Origin of the sequence: Flavobacterium rhamnosi (assembly GCF_048286515.1) — a bacterium.
Classification (GTDB): Bacteria; Bacteroidota; Bacteroidia; order Flavobacteriales; family Flavobacteriaceae; genus Flavobacterium.
In genome coordinates this window covers 39,191-58,448 of sequence record NZ_JBLVPS010000015.1, presented here as the reverse complement: position 1 = coordinate 58,448, position 19,258 = coordinate 39,191, and the positions used below count along the sequence as shown (strand labels likewise).

Genomic DNA, 19,258 nt, shown 5'->3' with positions numbered 1-19,258 from the left:
TCAACATTTAAAATCTATTTTTTTATATTTTTGTCGCAATGAAATTTACAGCAGAACAAATAGCGGGGATATTAGATGGGGAAGTTGTGGGGAATCCTATGGCTGAAGTTTCTAGATTGTCAAAAATTGAGGAGGGTGCTGAAGGATCGCTTACTTTTTTATCAAATCCTAAATACCAGAATTATATTTATTCTACAAGAGCCTCTGTAACAATTGTTAATAATACTTTTACTTCTGACGCACCTCTTAGTACGACATTAATAAAAGTGGATGACGCCTATGCTTCATTTACTAAATTATTAGAGTTTTACAATCAGGTTAAATTAAATAAGAGTGGGATAGAGCAGCCTTCGTTTATTGCAGAAAACGCAAAAATCGGAGATAATTTGTATTTGGGCAGTTTCAGCTACATTGGACAAAATGTCGTTTTAGGTGAAAATGTAAAAATATATCCTAATTGTTTCATTGGGGATAATGTAGTATTAGGAAATAATGTGATACTATTTGCTGGTGCAAAAATTTATTCAGAGACTATTATTGGGAATAATTGCACGATACATTCCGGAGCAATAATTGGAGCTGACGGTTTTGGTTTTGCTCCAAATCCAGATGGAACCTATACTAAAATTCCACAAATAGGAAATGTAATTATTGAAGATAATGTTGATATAGGCTCATGCACTACAATTGACAGGGCCACAATGGGGTCCACAATTATAAGAAAAGGAGTGAAGCTTGACAACCAAATTCAGATTGCCCATAATGTAGAAATTGGAGAAAATACTGTAATTGCCGCTCAAACAGGTGTCGCAGGTTCTACAAAAATCGGCAAAAATGGGATGATTGGTGGTCAGGTGGGAATATCGGGACATTTAACTATCGGAAATAACGTCCGAATTCAGGCTCAATCCGGCGTGGGAAGAAATATAAAAGACGATGAAGTCTTGCAAGGAAGTCCTGCATTTGGATACAATGATTTTAGTAAATCATACGTTCATTTCAAGAATTTGCCTAAAATTGTTGCAGAAATAGAAGAATTAAAAAAACAAATATCAAACCAAAAAAATGGAAAAAATGGTTAAACAGAAGACCATCAAAGCAGAAATCTCACTAACTGGAGTTGGATTACACACAGGAAAAGAAGTTAAAATGACTTTTAAACCTGCTCCAGTAAATAATGGTTTTACTTTTGTTCGAGTAGATCTAGAAGGACAGCCTGTTATTGAAGCTGATGCAAATTATGTTGTAAACACACAAAGAGGAACCAATTTAGAAAAGCTAGGTGTGAAAATTCAAACGCCAGAGCATGTTTTAGCGGCATTAATTGGTTGCGATTTAGATAATGTTATCATCGAACTAAATGCTTCGGAGCTTCCCATAATGGATGGCTCTTCAAAATATTTTGTTGAAGCTCTTGAGAAAGCAGGAATCGAAGAACAAAATGCAAAAAGAAATGTATATGTGGTAAAAGAAGTTATTTCTTTTACTGATGAAGCAACAGGGAGTGAAATTTTAGTGATGCCAAGTGACCATTATTCTGTTACTGCAATGGTTGATTTTGGAACTAAAATTTTAGGAACCCAAAATGCTAACATGAAAAACATTTCAGAATTTAAAACTGAAATATCTGAATCCAGAACGTTTAGTTTTTTACATGAATTAGAATCATTGTTAGAAAACGGCTTAATAAAAGGTGGTGATTTAAATAATGCTATTGTATATGTTGATAAAGAAATATCAGCCGCGACAATGGAGAATTTAAAAGTAGCTTTTGGAAAAGAGGAGTTAACTGTTAAGCCTAATGGCATTTTAGATAATCTTACGTTACATTATCCAAATGAAGCTGCAAGACATAAATTACTGGATGTTGTAGGTGATTTAGCTTTAATTGGAACAAGAATACAAGGTAAAGTAATTGCTAATAAACCAGGTCACTTTGTTAACACTCAATTTGCAAAAAAAATGGCTAAAATTATAAAGATAGAACAAAGAAATTATGTTCCTGTTTATGATTTAAATCAAGAGCCTTTGATGGATATCCATAAAATCATGGCTGTTCTTCCTCATAGACCTCCATTTTTGTTGATTGACAGAATCATCGAAATGTCTGAAAGTCATGTTGTAGGTATGAAAAATGTTACAATGAATGAAAATTTCTTTGTTGGGCATTTTCCCGAAGCTCCAGTTATGCCGGGAGTTTTAATTGTTGAAGCAATGGCACAAACAGGTGGGATTTTAGTATTAAGTACAGTTCCGGATCCTGAAAATTATTTGACTTATTTTATGAAAATAGACAATGTCAAATTCAAGCAAAAAGTATTGCCAGGTGATACTTTAATTTTTAAATGTGATTTAATAACGCCTATCAGAAGAGGAATTTGTCATATGCAAGCAAATGCTTACGCAAATGGGAAACTAGTTGCAGAAGCGGAGTTAATGGCTCAAATCGCAAAAAAACAATAAATTTAGATTCAAAACTGTAGTATTCATTTGCAAGGATGGATTTGCAGTTTTTTTATTCTAATTAATAAAAAACAAAAAAAAGCAGATGAATCAACCACTAGCATATGTTCATCCTGGCGCCAAAATCGCCAAAAATGTTGTTATAGAACCTTTTACGACGATTCACAATAATGTTATTATTGGTGATGGAACTTGGATTGGTTCAAATGTTACCATTATGGAAGGAGCAAGGATTGGAAAAAATTGTAATATATTCCCTGGTGCAGTAATCTCAGCAGTTCCACAAGATTTGAAATTCGGGGGAGAAGATTCTCTAGCAATAATTGGTGACAATTGTACAATTAGAGAATGTGTAACTATCAATAGAGGCACAATAGCATCCGGACAAACTACTTTAGGCAAGAATTGTCTGGTAATGGCAACGGCGCACATAGCGCACGATTGTCATATAGGTGATAATGCTATTATTGTTAACGGAGTAGCGTTGGCTGGCCACGTTACTGTAGGTAATTATGCAGTTATTGGTGGTTTGGCAGCAATACATCAATTTATCAGTATAGGAGATCATGCGATGATATCAGGAGGTTCTTTGGTAAGGAAAGATGTTCCGCCGTATACAAAAGCGGCTAAAGAGCCTTTATCTTATGTTGGAATTAATTCGGTTGGATTAAGAAGACGTGGTTTTACAACTGAAAAAATCAGAGAAATTCAGGACATCTACAGAATTCTGTATCAGAAAAATTATAATACTTCTCAGGCACTGGATATTATTGAAGCAGAGATGGAAGCAACAACGGAAAGAGATGAGATTATTGACTTTATCAGAAATTCATCAAGAGGAATAATGAAAGGATATTCTGGAAACTACTAAAACTATCTTGAGTTATCATAAAATAAAAATATTAATAAAAAATAAACAATATAATGGCATCTACATCAGACATCAAAAACGGATTATGTATTAAATACAACAATGACATATACAAGATCATAGAATTTCTTCACGTAAAACCAGGAAAAGGCCCAGCTTTTGTTCGAACAAAATTAAGAAGTTTAACCAATGGGAAAGTCTTGGACAATACTTTTTCTGCAGGACATAAAATCGAAGAAGTTCGAGTAGAAAACCATAAATTTCAGTTTTTATATCCAGAAGGTGATTTGTTTCATTTCATGAATACGGAAACTTTTGAGCAGATTTCTTTGAATAAAAATATATTGGATTCGCCAGGATTGTTGAAGGAAGGTGAAAATGTAATGGTTAGTATTAATACGGAGACTGATTTACCTCTTTCAGTAGATATGCCGGCTTCAGTAGTTCTTGAAGTGACATATGCTGAACCGGGAATTAAGGGAAATACTGCTACAAATGCTACGAAATCAGCAACTGTTGAAACAGGTGCAACTGTAAATGTCCCTTTGTTTATAAATGAAGGAGATAAAATTAAAATAGATACTACATCAGGTTCTTACATGGAACGTGTAAAAGAATAGATTTCAAATTTCAGTATTCAGTTTGGAGTCAAACTGAATACTGATCATTGAATACCGAATACTAAATTTATGAAATTCCAAAAAGTTTACTCTTTAGAAGAAATTGCAAATATCATCAACTGCGAATATATTGGTGATAAAAATTTTGCAGTAACCGGTATGAATGAAATTCATGTTGTTGAAGCTGGCGATATTGTTTTTGTTGATCACCCAAAGTATTATGATAAAGCATTGAATTCAGCTGCAACTATAATTTTAATAAATAAAAATGTAGAATGCCCCGAAGGAAAAGCATTGCTGATTTCTGATGATCCATTTAGAGATTTCAATAAATTGACCAATCATTTCAAACCATTTCAGTTTTCTAGTGTCTCAATAGCTACTTCAGCTTCTATAGGTTCAGGAACTGTAATACAACCTAATACATTTATTGGAAATCATGTTGTTATTGGGGAAAATTGCTTGATACATTCCAATGTTTCAATTTATGATTATACTATAATCGGGGACAATGTAATAATTCATGCAGGAACTGTTATTGGTGCCGATGCATTTTATTATAAAAAACGCTCGGAAGGATACGATCAGTTACTTTCTGGAGGAAGAGTGGTTATTAAAGATAATGTAGGAATAGGAGCACTATGTACCATTGATAAAGGAGTTACGGGTGATACGACCATTGGTGAAGGTACAAAAATTGACAATCAAGTTCATGTAGGTCATGATACCGTGATTGGAAAAAAATGTTTAATAGCTTCTCAAACAGGTATTGCAGGTTGCGTTATTATTGAAGATGAAGTCACGATTTGGGGACAGGTAGGAACTACTAGTGGAATTACAATAGGAACGAAGGCAGTCATTCTTGGTCAAACAGGCGTTACAAAATCAGTGGAAGGCGGTAAATCGTACTTTGGCACCCCAATTGAAGAATCAAGAGAAAAATTGAAACAGCTGGCTAATATCAAAAAGATCCCAGAAATTTTAAATAAACTAAAATAATTATGTCAGCTAAAGAAATCGTTCAGAAATTTTATAAATCTGATGCTCTAATTGATAGTGAAGTCATGAAAGATTTTTTGCATCCAGACATAATTGTTGAATGGAATAGTAGTAAAGGATTTATTGAACTTAATTATGAATCTTTACTCAATTTAGCTAATGATTTAAGCAAAGCATATGTCCGTTCTAAAGTTAGAATAAGTCATATTATTGCAGAAAACGATTTAATTTCAGTTCGTTATTCTCATTTTGTCAAAACAATAGAAAATCCACGTGAAGAAATGTTGTTGGCACATTTTATTGCTATTTGGCAAATAAAAGATAATAAATTGTTCAGAGGGTATCAAATGAGCCAATTATCGTGATATATTTTGACAATAAAAGGCTTCAAAATAATTTACAAAACCTTACTTTTGCATCACAATTTTAAAAACTACATAAAATATATATCATGAGTGTTTTAGTTAATAAAGATTCCAAAATAATTGTTCAAGGATTTACAGGAAGCGAAGGAACTTTCCATGCTTCTCAAATGATTGAGTACGGTACTAACGTTGTTGGTGGTGTAACTCCAGGAAAAGGTGGGACCACTCACTTAGATAGACCGGTTTTTAATACTGTAAAAGATGCTGTAGAACAAGCGGGAGCTGACACTACTATTATTTTTGTACCGCCAGCTTTTGCTGCTGATGCAATTATGGAAGCTGCAGATGCAGGAATAAAAGTAATCATTGCGATTACGGAAGGAATTCCTGTTGCTGACATGATAAAAGCAAATAGTTATGTTAAAGAAAGAAATGCTCGATTAATAGGACCTAACTGTCCGGGGATAATAACTCCAGGTGAAGCTAAAGTTGGTATTATGCCAGGTTTTGTTTTCAAAAAAGGAACTGTTGGTATTGTTTCTAAATCAGGAACATTAACTTACGAAGCAGCTGATCAGGTTGTAAAACAAGGATTAGGGATTACTACTGCAATTGGTATTGGTGGAGATCCAATCATTGGAACTACTACAAAAGAAGCTGTTGAATTATTGATGAATGATCCAGAAACAGAATGTATTGTAATGATAGGTGAAATAGGTGGGCAATTAGAAGCTGATGCTGCTCATTGGATTAAAGCTGATGGTAACCGTAAACCAGTTGTAGGTTTTATTGCAGGAGTTACGGCTCCAGCAGGGCGTACAATGGGACATGCTGGTGCTATTGTTGGTGGGTCTGACGATACTGCTGAAGCAAAAAAACAAATCATGAGAGAATGTGGAATACACGTTGTGGATTCTCCAGCTGAAATTGGAAAAAAAGTAAAAGAAGTTTTAGGTTAAGGAAACCGAGAATTAAATATTTTAAAAGCCTCACAATTTGTGGGGCTTTTTTATTATTAATTGAATTAAAGAAATATCTTTGCACTTTATTAAATTGATCTGTTTTTTCAGATGTAATCGTAATAAGAGCAAACATAAACGAATGGTTTCTAATTGGTCCTCACGATTTTGTGGGGTATTTTTTTGGAGAAGCCAATTCAAATAAAAATAAAATAGTATGTACAAAGAGTTAAAAAAATTCAAAGTTACCAATCAATTTTCATTTACTACAGATGATAGCTTAGAAGAAGTATGCAATGCTTCAGATGGATCTGGAGTATTCCTAGTCTATTCAGTAGCAGAAGAGAAAGAGTTGATTATGGTTGGTTCTACAGGAACTGTTCAAAATGACGGAACTTTGAAAATTAAAAATGGTGGCTTGAAAGATAAAATTGTTGAAGGGCATCAATTTGCAAAAACAGGAAGAAAATATTCTTGGCCAGCACAAATGAAAATAGAAGAGATTAGTACGCTAGAAGTAGTGTGGTATGAAACATTCAATGATAAGACAAAAGCTATTCCTACATTCGTAGAAGGACAGGTTTTGCAAAACTTCCTTGATGAGAATGGAAGATTACCAAAATGGAATGTGGCTTTTTAGTACATCTCAAAAAAAAATATAACGCAATATTTAAAAGCTTTACTTCGGTAGGGCTTTTTTTGTACTACAAATTTCATAAAACGCCTAAATAATCTATATTTGTACATCAAATTAATAAACATACTTATCATTATAATATGAAATTACTAGAAGGAAAAGTTGCCATAATTACAGGTGCAAGCCGCGGAATTGGAAAAGGAATTGCAGAAGTTTTTGCAAAACACGGTGCAAATATTGCATTTACCTATAGTTCATCGGTAGAGTCTGCTTTGGCTCTTGAAAACGAATTAAATACTTTAGGGATTAAAGCTAAAGGGTACCAATCCGATGCCGCCAATTTTAATGAAGCACAGGTTTTTATAGATGCTGTTTTAGCTGAATTTGGAGCTATTGACGTTCTGATTAACAATGCAGGAATTACAAAAGACAACCTTTTGATGCGCATGTCCGAAGAAGATTTTGATAAAGTAATTGATGTGAATTTGAAATCAGTTTTTAATATGACCAAAGCGGTTCAAAGAACTTTTTTGAAGCAACGTTCTGGTTCAATCATAAATATGAGTAGTGTAGTAGGAGTGAAAGGTAATGCGGGACAGACTAATTATGCTGCGTCAAAAGCTGGAGTTATAGGATTTACAAAATCAATAGCGCTTGAATTAGGTTCTCGTAATATTCGTTGTAACGCAATTGCACCTGGATTCATTGAAACGGAGATGACAGCAAAGTTAAGCGATGATGTTGTGCAAGGCTGGAGAGACGGTATTCCATTGAAACGTGGTGGTACAACAGAAGATGTTGCTAATGCGTGTCTTTTCTTTGCTTCAGATATGAGCGCTTATGTAACTGGACAAGTTATGAATGTTTGTGGTGGAATGCTTACTTAATATTTATAAATTATAGATGATGAAGGAATTAAAGATTTAAATTCATCATTTAAAATAAAAAAGAATGACTACAACTACCATTTTATTAATAGTACTTTCTTTAGTAGTAGCCGGTAGTTTGTCATTTTATCACTATTTGTATAAAGCCAAAAACAAATCGAAAGTTAGTTTGTTTTTGGCTTTTTTACGTTTTTCGTCCATTTTTGGAATATTGTTGTTGCTGATTAATCCAGTAATTACAAAAAACACGTTGGAAATTGTAAAAACTCCGCTACCAATTGTTGTGGATAACTCCAGTTCTATCTCGTTTCTGGACGCAAAAGAAAAAGTATTGGAGTTGCATAAGAAATTGATTTCAAATTCAGATTTGCAAGATAAATTCGAGATGCAATCGTATCAATTTGATAGTGAATTTCAACAATCGGAAAAATTTGATTTTACAGGAGCGCAAACCAATCTCGATGCCGTAGCCAAAAACCTGAAAAGCAGCAATAAGAACGTTATTTTTCCAACAGTAATAATAACTGACGGAAATCAGACTTCGGGTAATGATTATGTTTATGGTTTTGATGTAGTTAACAAAGTGTTTCCGTTAGTCGTAGGGGACACGACTACTTTTTTAGATTTTAAAATCAACCAGCTGAATGTCAATAAATATGCTTTTTATAAAAATAAATTCCCTGTAGAAGTTTTTTTAAGCTATTCAGGAACCAAGAATATAACTGCGAATTTTACTATTTCACGAGGCAATTCAGTTTTTAGTAAACAAACTATTTCATTTTCACCATCGAACAAAACAGCGATTGTTAATATACTTTTACCTGCTAATAAAGTGGGGTTACAAGTTTTTAAAGCGAGTATTTCATCTAAAGAAAAAGAGAAAAACACATACAATAATACTAAGAATTTTGCCGTAGAAGTTATTGATCAAAAGACTAACGTTGCGATTGTTTCTGCCATAAATCATCCGGATATTGGCGCTTTAAAAAATGCAATTGAAGCTAATTTACAACGCAAGGTAACTATAGTTAAACCTAATATTATCAAATCATTACAGGATTATAATATTTTGATTTTATACCAGCCATCAAATGAGTTTAAATCGATTTTTGATACGGCGAAACTAGCAGGAATTAACACCTTTATTATTACTGGAAATAATACCGATTTTAATTTTTTAAACCAACAGCAAAACAGTCTTCTATTCAAAATGAGCGGACAAAAGGAAGATTATTTGGCAGAATTTAATTCTCAATTTAATCTATTTGCAATTGATAATTTTGGTTTTGAAAATTTACCTCCCTTGCAAAACACATTTGGAAATATCGTTACAAATGGAAATGTATCGATTTTGCTTTCTTCTAAAATAAGAAATATAAATACCAATGCCCCTATGTTAGCTTTTGCAGAGAGCCAAGGCAGACGTACGGCATATCTTTTGGGGGAGAATAGTTGGAAATGGCGTATGCAAAGTCATATCGAGAATCGATCTTTTGAGAAGTTTGATCTGTTTATAGACAAGATTATTCAGTTTTTGGCTTCTGATAATTCAAAAAAATCATTGGTGGTTGAACATGAAAGTTTCTATAATTCAGGTGAGCCAATTGAAATTACGGCACAATATTTCAACAAAAATTTTGAGTTTGATGAAAAGGCACGTTTAAGTATTGCTATAACTAATTCTAAAACGAAGCAAACTAAAAATTACGATTTATTAAAAAGTAATAATTCCTATAAAGTCAATTTAGACGGACTTACTGCAGGAAATTACGATTTTTCTGTAAAAGAGTTGAATTCGAAAACTACGTATTCTAGTCATTTTGAAATTCTTGATTTTGATATTGAAAAACAATTCGTTAACCCTGACGTTGAAAAGCTGACGCAATTAGCTACGCAAACACAAGGGAAAGCCTATTTCCCTGATACAATAGAAGAACTAATAAAATCACTTTTGAATAATGAAGAATACAAAGCAGTTCAAAAGAATACTATAACGAAAACACCTTTGATTGACTGGGTGTGGTTACTTGTTCTAATTTCTGTTTTTCTTTCGACGGAGTGGTTTGTCAGAAAATATAATGGATTGTTGTAAATTTAAAATCAGTTTAATAAAAATATAAAGCATGGATTTTAGATTAAAAGTATTCTTTACGGTCGCCAATAGATTGAGCTTTACGAAAGCAGCAACGGAATTATTTATTACGCAGCCTGCCATTTCTAAACATATTCAAGAGCTGGAAGAACAATATAAAATCAAACTTTTTGAAAGAAGTGGTTCAAAAATCGCTCTTACCAATGCTGGTGAAATATTGCTTAAACACACCAAAAACATATTTAAAATTTATAGAGAAATTGATTTTGATATGAGTACGCTGATAAATAAGCAACGAGGGCTACTTCGATTGGGAGCCAGCACAACGATTTCCCAGTATATAATTCCGCCTATTTTAGCTCGTTTTCATCAAAAATTGCAGGATATTAAAGTAAATTTACTCAACGGAAATACGGAGCAAATTGAAAATGCATTACTAAATAAAGAGATTGAAATAGGAATTGTAGAGGGCCAATCTAAAAACCAGTCGATCAAATATACCGAATTTTTGAAAGATGAATTAGTTCTGGTTTGCAACAGTGGCAATGCTTTGATCAATAAAGAACAAGTTGTGTTAGAGGATTTGAAAGCGTTGCAATTTGTCACTCGGGAACAAGGCTCTGGAACACTTGAAGTTATTGAACATGCCTTAAAGCCTTTTGGTCTTAAACTTTCACAATTGAAAATTGAAATGCAGTTAGGTAGTACCGAAAGTATAAAATCCTATTTAATGAATTCCGATTGTGTTGCTTTTATTTCCGTTCATGCTATAGAAAAGGAGCTTAATAATAATGAATTAGTTATTCTTGATATCGATAATTTTGAGATAGAACGTTTTTTCTATATTATTACTTTGCAAGGAAAAATTGATGCGCTTTCAGAATTATTTATAAAAAACATATCAAATCATTATAATTTAAAGTTATAGCGGATTGTTTTTTGCGATTGGTTAATACAGATTAATCGAACCACCTTTGTAGTAGTAATAATCCAATTACTTTACAATGGAATCAAGTCAAAAAACAATTCTGAAACAGACACCACTTTTTTTCAAAATTAGTGCACTACAGCAACAAATTATTTTTGTCGCCTTGCTACTGTTTTGCATGACCTCCATTGTTTCTCCACCAATCGCGTTGTTATTGGGATTAATTGTAGCGAATCTTTCAGGTCATCCTTTCTTGGATCTCAACCATAAGGCAACGAATATTCTGCTACAGGTTTCTGTTGTAGGGTTAGGTTTTGGAATGAATCTTAACAGTGCTTTATCGGCGGGCAAAGAAGGTTTTTTATTTACCATCGGATCTATTTCTAGTACTTTAATTTTAGGAATATTTCTGGGTAGATGGCTAAAACTTGAAAATAAGACAGCACATCTGATTTCTTGTGGAACTGCAATTTGTGGAGGAAGTGCTATTGCTGCAATTGCTCCGGTAATTAAATCAGATGAAAAACAAACTTCAGTTGCTTTAGGAGTAATATTTATTTTAAATTCGGTTGGTTTGTTTTTATTTCCTGCGGTGGGAGATTGGTTGGATTTGTCGCAAAAAGAGTTTGGATTGTGGTGCGCCATCGCTATACATGATACGAGTTCTGTGGTTGGTGCCGCTAGTAAATTTGGACCAGAGGCATTGCAAATAGCTACCACCGTGAAGTTAGCACGAGCGTTATGGATTATTCCGGTGGCTTTACTTACAGCTGTTATTTTCAAAAACAAATCCAGCAAAATTAAGATTCCTTATTTTATTGGATTATTTATTTTGGCAACGGCCATGAATACTTATGTTCCGCAAACAGCTATTATCGCGCCGTATTTGGTTGTAATTGCCAAAATTGGACTCACACTAACGTTGTTTTTAATTGGAGCAGGATTGAACAGGAATATTTTGAAATCAGTTGGAGTGAAACCATTTTTTCAAGGGCTGCTACTTTGGATATTTATAGCGATTTTAACCTTAGTGACGATACTGTACTTCAATTAAGTAGAAATAGATTCCGATTAGTAGCGCTTTTTTTATTAACGTCATACTAAGTGGAGCCTCCTTCATCAGACGATAAATTTGAAAATTTTGCTAAAACTAATTTCCATTACAAGCTAAAAAAAAACGGAAATTGTGAATGAAAATTCTATTTTTTTTCTTTGCGCCGAAGCGTTTTTATTTAATTTCTTTAAATTAACATAATCTTAAAACAGATTTCTTTGAATTATATTTAAAAAAAATACATTTGCACTTCTAATAAATAAATATAATGAAAAATTTTAAATTTAGACCTACACTTATTGGGCTAGCTACAATTGGAATTGCTTTTTTTCTTTTATCATGGGGAGTTATTGGACATGAACGCATCAATAGAGCTGCGGTGATGGCATTACCAAAACCATTGCAAACTTTTTTCTACAATCATATCGATTTCATTACGCAAGAATCTACTGTTCCAGATTTGAGAAGAAATGTTTTGAATGACAAAAATGAACCGCCTCGACATTATTTTGACATGGAGAATTTTGGTGCTGTTACAACGTTCCCTAAAACTATGGAAGAAGCAAAGCTGAAGTACGATGATAAATTTTTGACTAAAAACGGAATATTGCCATGGTACATTCAGGATCTGATGGCAAAATTAACCAAGGCTTTTAAGGATAAAAGAAAAAACGAAATATTATTCATTGCGGGGGATCTGGGTCATTACATTGCAGATGCTCACATGCCTTTGCATACTTCAGACAATCATGACGGACAAAATACCAATCAAAAAGGAATTCATTCTTTGTGGGAAAGCCGCTTGCCTGAATTGTTTGTTAAAGATTATAAATTAAATGCAACTGAAGGAAAATATATTGAGAATGTTGACCAGGCAACTTGGGATATTATTTTTGACACACACAGTCTGGTAGAGCCTTTATTAGCGGCAGATAAAAAACTAAGAATAGGAACATCCGAAAATAAAATGTATGTTACCGATGCAGCTGGAAACATTGTAAAAAACAAATACAACGGTCTGCTTTATTCTGACCAATACGCTGGTAAATTCCACGTAGAGTTGAATGGAATGGTTGAAAAACAAATGAAAAAAGCGATTACTGCTACGGCAAGTTTTTGGTATACGGCTTGGGTAAATGCAGGCAAACCGGATTTGAGTACTCTGGATGCTAAGGAACTTACAAAACGCAATAAAAAAGGGTTAAAGCAAGATTCCAAATTATTTAAAAAAGGAAAGCTTTTCGGGTTGGTCAACGATAAAGAATAGTTTTTACAACTAAAAGATGAAACGGGTACGATATTAATCTCACCCGTTTTTATGTAAATTAATTTTCTGGTATTTCTTTTTATTCAACATATCCGAAGCCGTTTGGTAATATGAAATGGTTTGATTCACTAAATCGGTTCTTTCTTTCATTAGAGGATGTTGATCGTAATAAATTTGAAAATCAGCTGCTGTTTTTTGGTTTGATTTTAATGTTAATTGAAATTGTTTCACTTGCTGTTTTGGTGAAATAACAGTTAGAACATTATCTTTTATCAATCCTAAATCCTGATAGGTTGCAATTAAAGCTCTGGGTTTATAGTCTGTTTTTAAAACGTCCTGACCATAGAATTTACTTTGATAATTAAAGTTTAACAATCCAAATAACGTAGGCATAATATCGATTTGAGACATTAAATTCGTGTAATGCTTTGGGTGAACATAACCCGGACTGTAAATCATTGCCGGTATCCTGTATTTATCTATTGGAAGCTCTGTTTTTCCAGCACTGGAAGCACAATGATCCGCGAGAATCACAAAAACGGTATTCGCAAACCAAGACTGTCTGCTCGCCATAGCGAAAAACTTTTTCAGAGCAAAATCAGTATATTTTACGCCACCGTCACGAGATTTAGCATCGCCGGGAATATCAATTTTATTATTGGGATATGTGAAAGGCCTGTGATTACTAACTGTCATAATGTGGTTGAAAAATGGTTTATTTTTCTTCGCCTCATCGTTCATGACCTCTATTGCCTTATTGTACATATCTTCGTCACAAACGCCCCATACATTTGAGAAAGTGATTTCTTCAGGAGTGAACGTTTTTTTGTCTACAATTCCATAATTATTTCCAGTAAAAAAATCTTCCATATTATCAAAGAAAGCATCTCCTCCGTAAAGATATTTTACAGTATATCCTTTCTGCTTGAAGATGTTTTCAGTTGAAAATTTATTTTTATTATCTTTTCTTTTAACTACACTTTCACCCGCAGTAGGAGGTAGACATAACGTTACGGCTTCAAGACCACGAACAGTTCGGTTCCCAACGGCGTAGAGATTGGTAAACAAACAACTTTTGGTTGCTAAACTATCCAGGAAAGGTGTAAGATTATGATCGTTTCCATACATTTTCATAAAATCAGCACTGTAACTTTCGATGGTAATTAAAACTACATTTTTATGATTTTCAGCAGCTTCACTATGGATTTTTCTTAAGGTAGTTACCCCTGAAATTCCAGGAATTTGCTGTTGTAGCAAGGCATAGGCTTCTTTTTCAGGAAGCGTTCGATAGAATTTAAAATAGTCTAACTCACTATTTTTAAATGCCAAATAGAACTTGTATATCCCATTGGCCTCTAATTCATTGGCAAAAACATTCGAAGAATTTTCCTGATCAGATAAAAATGGGATTGATACTAAGGATAGTCCAAATAGAATACCATAAATTGCTAAAATCTGTACTTTTTGAACAAACGTAGGAATGCTGTCAATGTAAATTTTTGAACGTCTTACAATCCAATATGTTATTAAACAAGCTACCATAAACAATGCGGTAAAGATTGGAATTACAGGATATGATTGCATGATGTTGCCGATTACTTCATTAGTGTAAACCAAATAATTCACAGCGATGAAATTGTATTTTACACCAAATTCGTTCCAAAAAAAGTATTCACTAATTCCATTTTGCAAAATTAAAAAGACATACAGGAAAATAACAAACGAGAACAACCACAATCGTATTTGACTTCTATATTTAGGTAGAAAAAGTAATAAACCAAATAAGATTGTTTTTACAGCGATAAAAATTATTGCAATTGTAGGCAATGCTCCCCCATACTCATTAAGGAGAGTGTTGCCAAATGATGTATATATCAACAAGGAAACTAAAAGGCCAAAAAACAAGTAACCATAAGGTTTTACGTATTTTGAATTAGATATAAAAAGAAGATATAACCATAGAAAACCACTAAATAGTACAAAAATGAAAAAATCAGATAACAATCCAAAAACAAATATTTGAATAACATCAGTAAAATTAAAGGAACTTTGAGTAATGGGATGAAATAATAAAACCATCCTTAAAATTATACTCACAGTAATATAAAAAAGCATAAGATTGTAAAATGGCGATACTTTCTTTAAAAGATTCATAACTAAATATTTAAATACAAATGTAAGTTGCATCTAGCCAATTGTTTTTTAAGATTTACTTAATTTTTTGTTCAAATTAATATTCGCTTAAAATCTATTACTAAGTATTGAATTTAATAATAAATGAATAATTTTACTTAGTAATTTACAAATACAGGATTCAAATGAAAAAAATGTTGGTGCTACTGTTTATTTTTACAGGGACTTTAGGTTATGCTCAAAAATGGAAAGCAAGTTTTGATGATGCAAAAAGTGAAGCCTTAAAAGAAAATAAAAACGTTCTTTTAGTGTTTTCAGGCTCAGACTGGTGTGCACCATGCATAAAATTGGAAAAAGTAGTATGGGAATCAGAAGAATTTCAAATGGAAGCTGAAAAGAAATGGATTTTATACAAAGCCGATTTTCCTAAGAAAAAAGCGAACCAATTATCCCCTGAATTATCTGAAAGTAATATAAAACTGGCTGAAAAATACAATAAAAACGGAAGCTTCCCATTAGTTGTTCTTTTAGATAAAACAGGGAAAGTCATTGGAATGACCGGTTTCAAAAACGTAAGTGCTTCAGATTATATCAAACTTATTCATTCGTTCGAAAAATAATGAAAAAAGGAATATTCATTAGTGTTTTATTAATCTCATTCGCCTCTTTTGGACAAACTATTCATAAAAGAAAATTGTCCATGTTGGGAAGTCCGTTTGAAGTTACCGCAGTCGCAAGTGATACGGTAAAAGCAGATCAATACATTGATTTGGCTGTAGCTGAAGTGAAACGTATAGAAAGTTTAATTTCCGATTGGATTCCTGCCTCGCAAATATCTGAAGTAAATAGAAATGCGGGAATCAAGGCAATTAAAGTAGACACAGAAGTCTTTGATTTAGTTGGCAGAGCAATTAAGATTTCTCAAATAACCTCTGGCGCTTTTGATATCTCGTATGCATCAATGGATAAAATCTGGAAATTTGATGGGAGTATGAAAACCATGCCCACAGCGGAAGCGATTAAAAAATCCGTTGCTAAAATTGGTTATAAAAATATTATACTCGACAAAAAAGAGCAAACTATTTTCCTGAAATTGGAAGGAATGAAATTAGGTCTTGGCGGTATTGGTCAAGGATATATTGCTGATAAAGTTAAAGAGTTATTACTCTCGAAAGGATGTCTTTCAGGAATTGTTAATGTTTCAGGCGACATTAATACCTGGGGAAAACAACCTGATGGAAAACCTTGGACGGTAGGTATTGTAAATCCCTTAAATAAAAATAAAATATTTGCTACTTTTCCTTTGGAAGACAGCGCAGTGGAAACTTCCGGCAGCTATGAGAAATATGTTGTTTTTAACGGAATACGCTATTCCCATATCATTGATCCCAGAACAGGTTATCCGGCAGCGGGAATTGCAAGTGTATCTGTTTTTGCAAAACAAACGGAGATTGCAGATGCTTTGGCAACAGGAATTTTTGTTCTTGGAGTAGAAGTGGGGTTGGATTTGGTAAACCAAATGAAAGGAATTGAGTGTATTATTGTTGATGACAAAGGAAAAATTCATTCTTCAAAGGGAATAGATGTAAGAAAATTGGAATACTAAAAACAAAAACAGAAATGATAAAGAAAATAGCTTTTGCGTTTTTAATACTGCTGGGGTTTCAATCGTGTACTGCTGTAAAAGAATATGATAAAGTAGCCATCAATGATCCTGATATGAAACTTTCGGCTAGAACTTCAGAAAGATACGAGACTGCTTTTCAGGTATATCGAGAAGCTGCAGCGGGAGCTAATGGAGGCAAGTCTGGTGGTGGTTGCGGTTGTAACTAGGAGTTAAGGGTCCTAACTAAAATTTAATACCAAGATATTTCACATGAAAATAAAAATTATTTTCCTTTTCGTTCTCTTAACGACAATTGCTTTTGGTCAAGAAGTTGACACTGCTGTTGTTTTCAAAAAAAGAGTTTTAGAAAGTAATGAAGTCGATTTTCTGTCCAGTTACTATAAACAAGATGGAAAAAAATCAGCTGTTTCAGGAGGTGTTGGTTCTGAAAAATTGACCGATATTACTTCAAATATTGTTGTAGCAATGCCTTTGAATGATGATGCTATTCTGACTGTTGATTTAGGGATATCCGCTTACTCATCAGCTTCCTCAAGTAATATAAATCCATTTAATGCTACTGGTGCTTCAGGAGGAGATGATTCTAGCGATGATGATGAAAACAGAGCGCCTTACGGAACGCCATGGCAAGCTTCTTCCGGGGCTTCAAAAAGTGATCAATTAGTATCAATTACGGCTAATTACAATCATAGCAGTGATTCCAGAAATTTTATCTGGAACGCTGATCTTTCTTTCTCAAATGAATATGACTATACGTCTGTAGGTTTTGGTGGTGGAATTGCAGCACTTTTCAATGAAAAAAACACGGAACTGAGTTTGAAGGCTAATACATATCTTGATCAGTGGAGACCAATCTATCCAACAGAATTGGACGAATATTCAAATTATGGTGCTAATTTTTTGAATCAGGGCTATTTTAGTGGTGTAACCGTTTTAGATCAAAACGGACAGTCATCAAACGCTTATTTGCCTTCCGCATTTAAAACGGTTACTAGTGTTAATCGGAACTCCTATTCGGTATCGTTTGGCTTTTCACAGGTGTTGTCCAAAAAAATGCAATTTTCCATTTTCTTTGATGTCTTGCAGCAGCAAGGATTATTATCCTCCCCGTACAACCGAATCTATTTTGCGGATAAAGCCAATTATTATATTGGACAACCACAGTATATCAGTAATTATGAAAGCCCGAGCAATGTAGGAGTTTATAAATTAGCCGATGATATTGAAAGATTACCGGATTCTCGTTTTAAATTGCCACTTGGAGCGCGATTGAATTACTATATTAGCGAACGATTCGTTGTTCGAACCTATTATCGTTTTTATACAGACAATTGGGATATCCAGTCACATACTGCCAGTATTGAACTTCCTGTAAAATTATCAGATAAGTTTACCATTTTTCCAATGTATCGCTATTATACGCAAGTAGCGTCAAAATATTATGCGCCTTATGAAACCCATATATCAACGCAAGAATTCTATACATCTGATGCTGATTTAGCAACATTTAATGCTCATCAATATGGTTTCGGAATAAATTATACTGATATTTTTACCGGAGCTAAAATCTGGAAATTTGGTTTAAAAAATATTGATTTCAGGTTTAATCACTACAGAAGGAGTGATGATTTAACCGCAAATATTGCCACCATTGGCTTTAAGTTTATACAGCAATAGACAATGAAAATTCTAATAGTTGAAGACGAAATAGGAATTGCCAATTTTCTAAAGCAAGGTTTAGAAGAAGACGGTTATGATGTTTTGGTCGCTAACGACGGAAAAACAGGCTATGAATTGGCTTTAAGCCAAAAAGTAAATGTAATTTTATTGGATTGGATTTTACCAAAAATGACAGGAATTGAGGTCTGCAAATCCATTCGAAAAACGGACTCAAAAACTCCAATTATTTTTCTTACCGCCAAAGATACTGTTCAGGAAACTATTGAAGGTTTAAAAGCCGGTGCTAATGATTACATCAAAAAACCATTCAGTTTTGATGAACTGCTGGAGCGTATAAAAATTCATTTCAGAAATGAAAATGAAAATGAAAATGATGAAATGAGTCTTGGCAACATTAAAATTATTAAGTCAAAGCACCAAATTCTCGTCGATAATCACGAAATTAGCTTTACCCAAAGAGAATATGAATTATTGGTTTACCTTATCAAAAATAAAGGAAAAGTATGCACCCGAAGCCAAATTATTGAAGATGTTTGGAACATACATTTCGAATACGATACTGGTGTAATTGATGTTTTTATGAATGCTATCCGGAGAAAACTCAACCTGAATAAAGATGAAGAGCTTATTAAAACTATCCGTGGTGTGGGCTATATTGCTAATGATTTAAATTAAT

Annotated in this window: 19 protein-coding genes; 18 read left to right on the top strand and 1 reads right to left on the bottom strand. The window is 33.4% G+C overall.

Annotated features, from left to right (window positions below):
* The first annotated feature begins 38 nt into the window (after nt 1-38).
* The 13 genes from lpxD to ACNQGN_RS12665 all read left to right on the top strand — a co-directional run bounded on the left by lpxD (nt 39) and on the right by ACNQGN_RS12665 (nt 13,142).
* Nucleotides 39-1,082, top strand: a complete 1,044-nt coding sequence (lpxD, locus tag ACNQGN_RS12725) for a UDP-3-O-(3-hydroxymyristoyl)glucosamine N-acyltransferase (RefSeq protein WP_417988210.1) — start codon at nt 39-41, stop codon at nt 1,080-1,082.
* Nucleotides 1,075-2,463, top strand: coding sequence for a bifunctional UDP-3-O-[3-hydroxymyristoyl] N-acetylglucosamine deacetylase/3-hydroxyacyl-ACP dehydratase (locus ACNQGN_RS12720; protein WP_417988249.1), 1,389 nt, complete (start codon nt 1,075-1,077; stop codon nt 2,461-2,463). The genes lpxD and ACNQGN_RS12720 overlap by 8 nt, the downstream gene beginning before the upstream one ends.
* A gap of 85 nt (nt 2,464-2,548) precedes the next feature.
* Nucleotides 2,549-3,334 (top strand): acyl-ACP--UDP-N-acetylglucosamine O-acyltransferase, encoded by a 786-nt coding sequence (lpxA, locus tag ACNQGN_RS12715; RefSeq protein WP_417988209.1) that lies wholly within the window; start codon nt 2,549-2,551, stop codon nt 3,332-3,334.
* A gap of 53 nt (nt 3,335-3,387) precedes the next feature.
* A complete protein-coding gene (gene efp / locus ACNQGN_RS12710; protein WP_417988208.1) occupies nt 3,388-3,954 on the top strand; it encodes an elongation factor P in 567 nt (188 codons plus the stop codon).
* A gap of 69 nt (nt 3,955-4,023) precedes the next feature.
* Nucleotides 4,024-4,953, top strand: coding sequence for a UDP-3-O-(3-hydroxymyristoyl)glucosamine N-acyltransferase (locus ACNQGN_RS12705; RefSeq protein ID WP_417988207.1), 930 nt, complete (start codon nt 4,024-4,026; stop codon nt 4,951-4,953).
* Between the two features lie 2 nt (nt 4,954-4,955).
* The gene (locus tag ACNQGN_RS12700; protein ID WP_417988206.1) at nt 4,956-5,318 is read left to right on the top strand and encodes a nuclear transport factor 2-like protein; all 363 of its coding nucleotides are present in this window, start codon (nt 4,956-4,958) and stop codon (nt 5,316-5,318) included.
* An 86-nt stretch (nt 5,319-5,404) separates the two neighbouring features.
* Nucleotides 5,405-6,277, top strand: a complete 873-nt coding sequence (gene sucD, locus ACNQGN_RS12695) for a succinate--CoA ligase subunit alpha (RefSeq protein WP_091207776.1) — start codon at nt 5,405-5,407, stop codon at nt 6,275-6,277.
* A 217-nt stretch (nt 6,278-6,494) separates the two neighbouring features.
* Nucleotides 6,495-6,917: a hypothetical protein gene (locus ACNQGN_RS12690; protein WP_417988205.1), complete on the top strand. Its 423-nt coding sequence runs from the start codon at nt 6,495-6,497 to the stop codon at nt 6,915-6,917.
* 137 nt (nt 6,918-7,054) lie between these two features.
* Nucleotides 7,055-7,801 (top strand): 3-oxoacyl-[acyl-carrier-protein] reductase, encoded by a 747-nt coding sequence (gene fabG / locus ACNQGN_RS12685; RefSeq protein ID WP_417988204.1) that lies wholly within the window; start codon nt 7,055-7,057, stop codon nt 7,799-7,801.
* A 64-nt stretch (nt 7,802-7,865) separates the two neighbouring features.
* Nucleotides 7,866-9,893, top strand: a complete 2,028-nt coding sequence (locus ACNQGN_RS12680; RefSeq protein WP_417988203.1) for a hypothetical protein — start codon at nt 7,866-7,868, stop codon at nt 9,891-9,893.
* A gap of 31 nt (nt 9,894-9,924) precedes the next feature.
* The gene (locus tag ACNQGN_RS12675) at nt 9,925-10,821 is read left to right on the top strand and encodes a LysR family transcriptional regulator (RefSeq protein WP_417988202.1); all 897 of its coding nucleotides are present in this window, start codon (nt 9,925-9,927) and stop codon (nt 10,819-10,821) included.
* Nucleotides 10,822-10,897: 76 nt separating this feature from the next.
* Nucleotides 10,898-11,875, top strand: coding sequence for a YeiH family protein (locus ACNQGN_RS12670; protein ID WP_417988201.1), 978 nt, complete (start codon nt 10,898-10,900; stop codon nt 11,873-11,875).
* A 268-nt stretch (nt 11,876-12,143) separates the two neighbouring features.
* Nucleotides 12,144-13,142 carry a zinc dependent phospholipase C family protein gene (locus tag ACNQGN_RS12665; RefSeq protein WP_417988200.1) on the top strand — a complete coding sequence of 333 codons (999 nt, stop codon included), beginning with the start codon at nt 12,144-12,146 and terminating at the stop codon, nt 13,140-13,142.
* A 39-nt stretch (nt 13,143-13,181) separates the two neighbouring features.
* Here ACNQGN_RS12665 and ACNQGN_RS12660 read toward each other — a convergent pair whose 3' ends face one another.
* Nucleotides 13,182-15,296: an LTA synthase family protein gene (locus ACNQGN_RS12660; RefSeq protein ID WP_417988199.1), complete on the bottom strand. Its 2,115-nt coding sequence runs from the start codon at nt 15,294-15,296 to the stop codon at nt 13,182-13,184.
* A 164-nt stretch (nt 15,297-15,460) separates the two neighbouring features.
* Between ACNQGN_RS12660 and ACNQGN_RS12655 the strand changes: the two genes are divergently transcribed.
* The 5 genes from ACNQGN_RS12655 to ACNQGN_RS12635 are packed head-to-tail and all read left to right on the top strand — an operon-like array spanning nt 15,461 to nt 19,257.
* On the top strand, nt 15,461-15,895 hold the full coding sequence (locus tag ACNQGN_RS12655; RefSeq protein WP_417988198.1) for a thioredoxin family protein: 435 nt from the start codon (nt 15,461-15,463) through the stop codon (nt 15,893-15,895).
* Nucleotides 15,895-16,881 (top strand): FAD:protein FMN transferase, encoded by a 987-nt coding sequence (locus ACNQGN_RS12650; protein WP_417988197.1) that lies wholly within the window; start codon nt 15,895-15,897, stop codon nt 16,879-16,881. Before ACNQGN_RS12655 ends, ACNQGN_RS12650 begins: the two co-directional genes overlap by 1 nt.
* A 14-nt stretch (nt 16,882-16,895) precedes the next feature.
* On the top strand, nt 16,896-17,108 hold the full coding sequence (locus ACNQGN_RS12645; RefSeq protein WP_417988196.1) for a DUF4266 domain-containing protein: 213 nt from the start codon (nt 16,896-16,898) through the stop codon (nt 17,106-17,108).
* 43 nt (nt 17,109-17,151) lie between these two features.
* Entirely contained in the window at nt 17,152-18,579 is a 1,428-nt protein-coding gene (locus ACNQGN_RS12640; RefSeq protein ID WP_417988195.1) for a DUF3570 domain-containing protein, read from the top strand.
* Between the two features lie 3 nt (nt 18,580-18,582).
* Entirely contained in the window at nt 18,583-19,257 is a 675-nt protein-coding gene (locus tag ACNQGN_RS12635; RefSeq protein ID WP_417988194.1) for a response regulator transcription factor, read from the top strand.
* Nucleotide 19,258 lies beyond the last annotated feature (1 nt).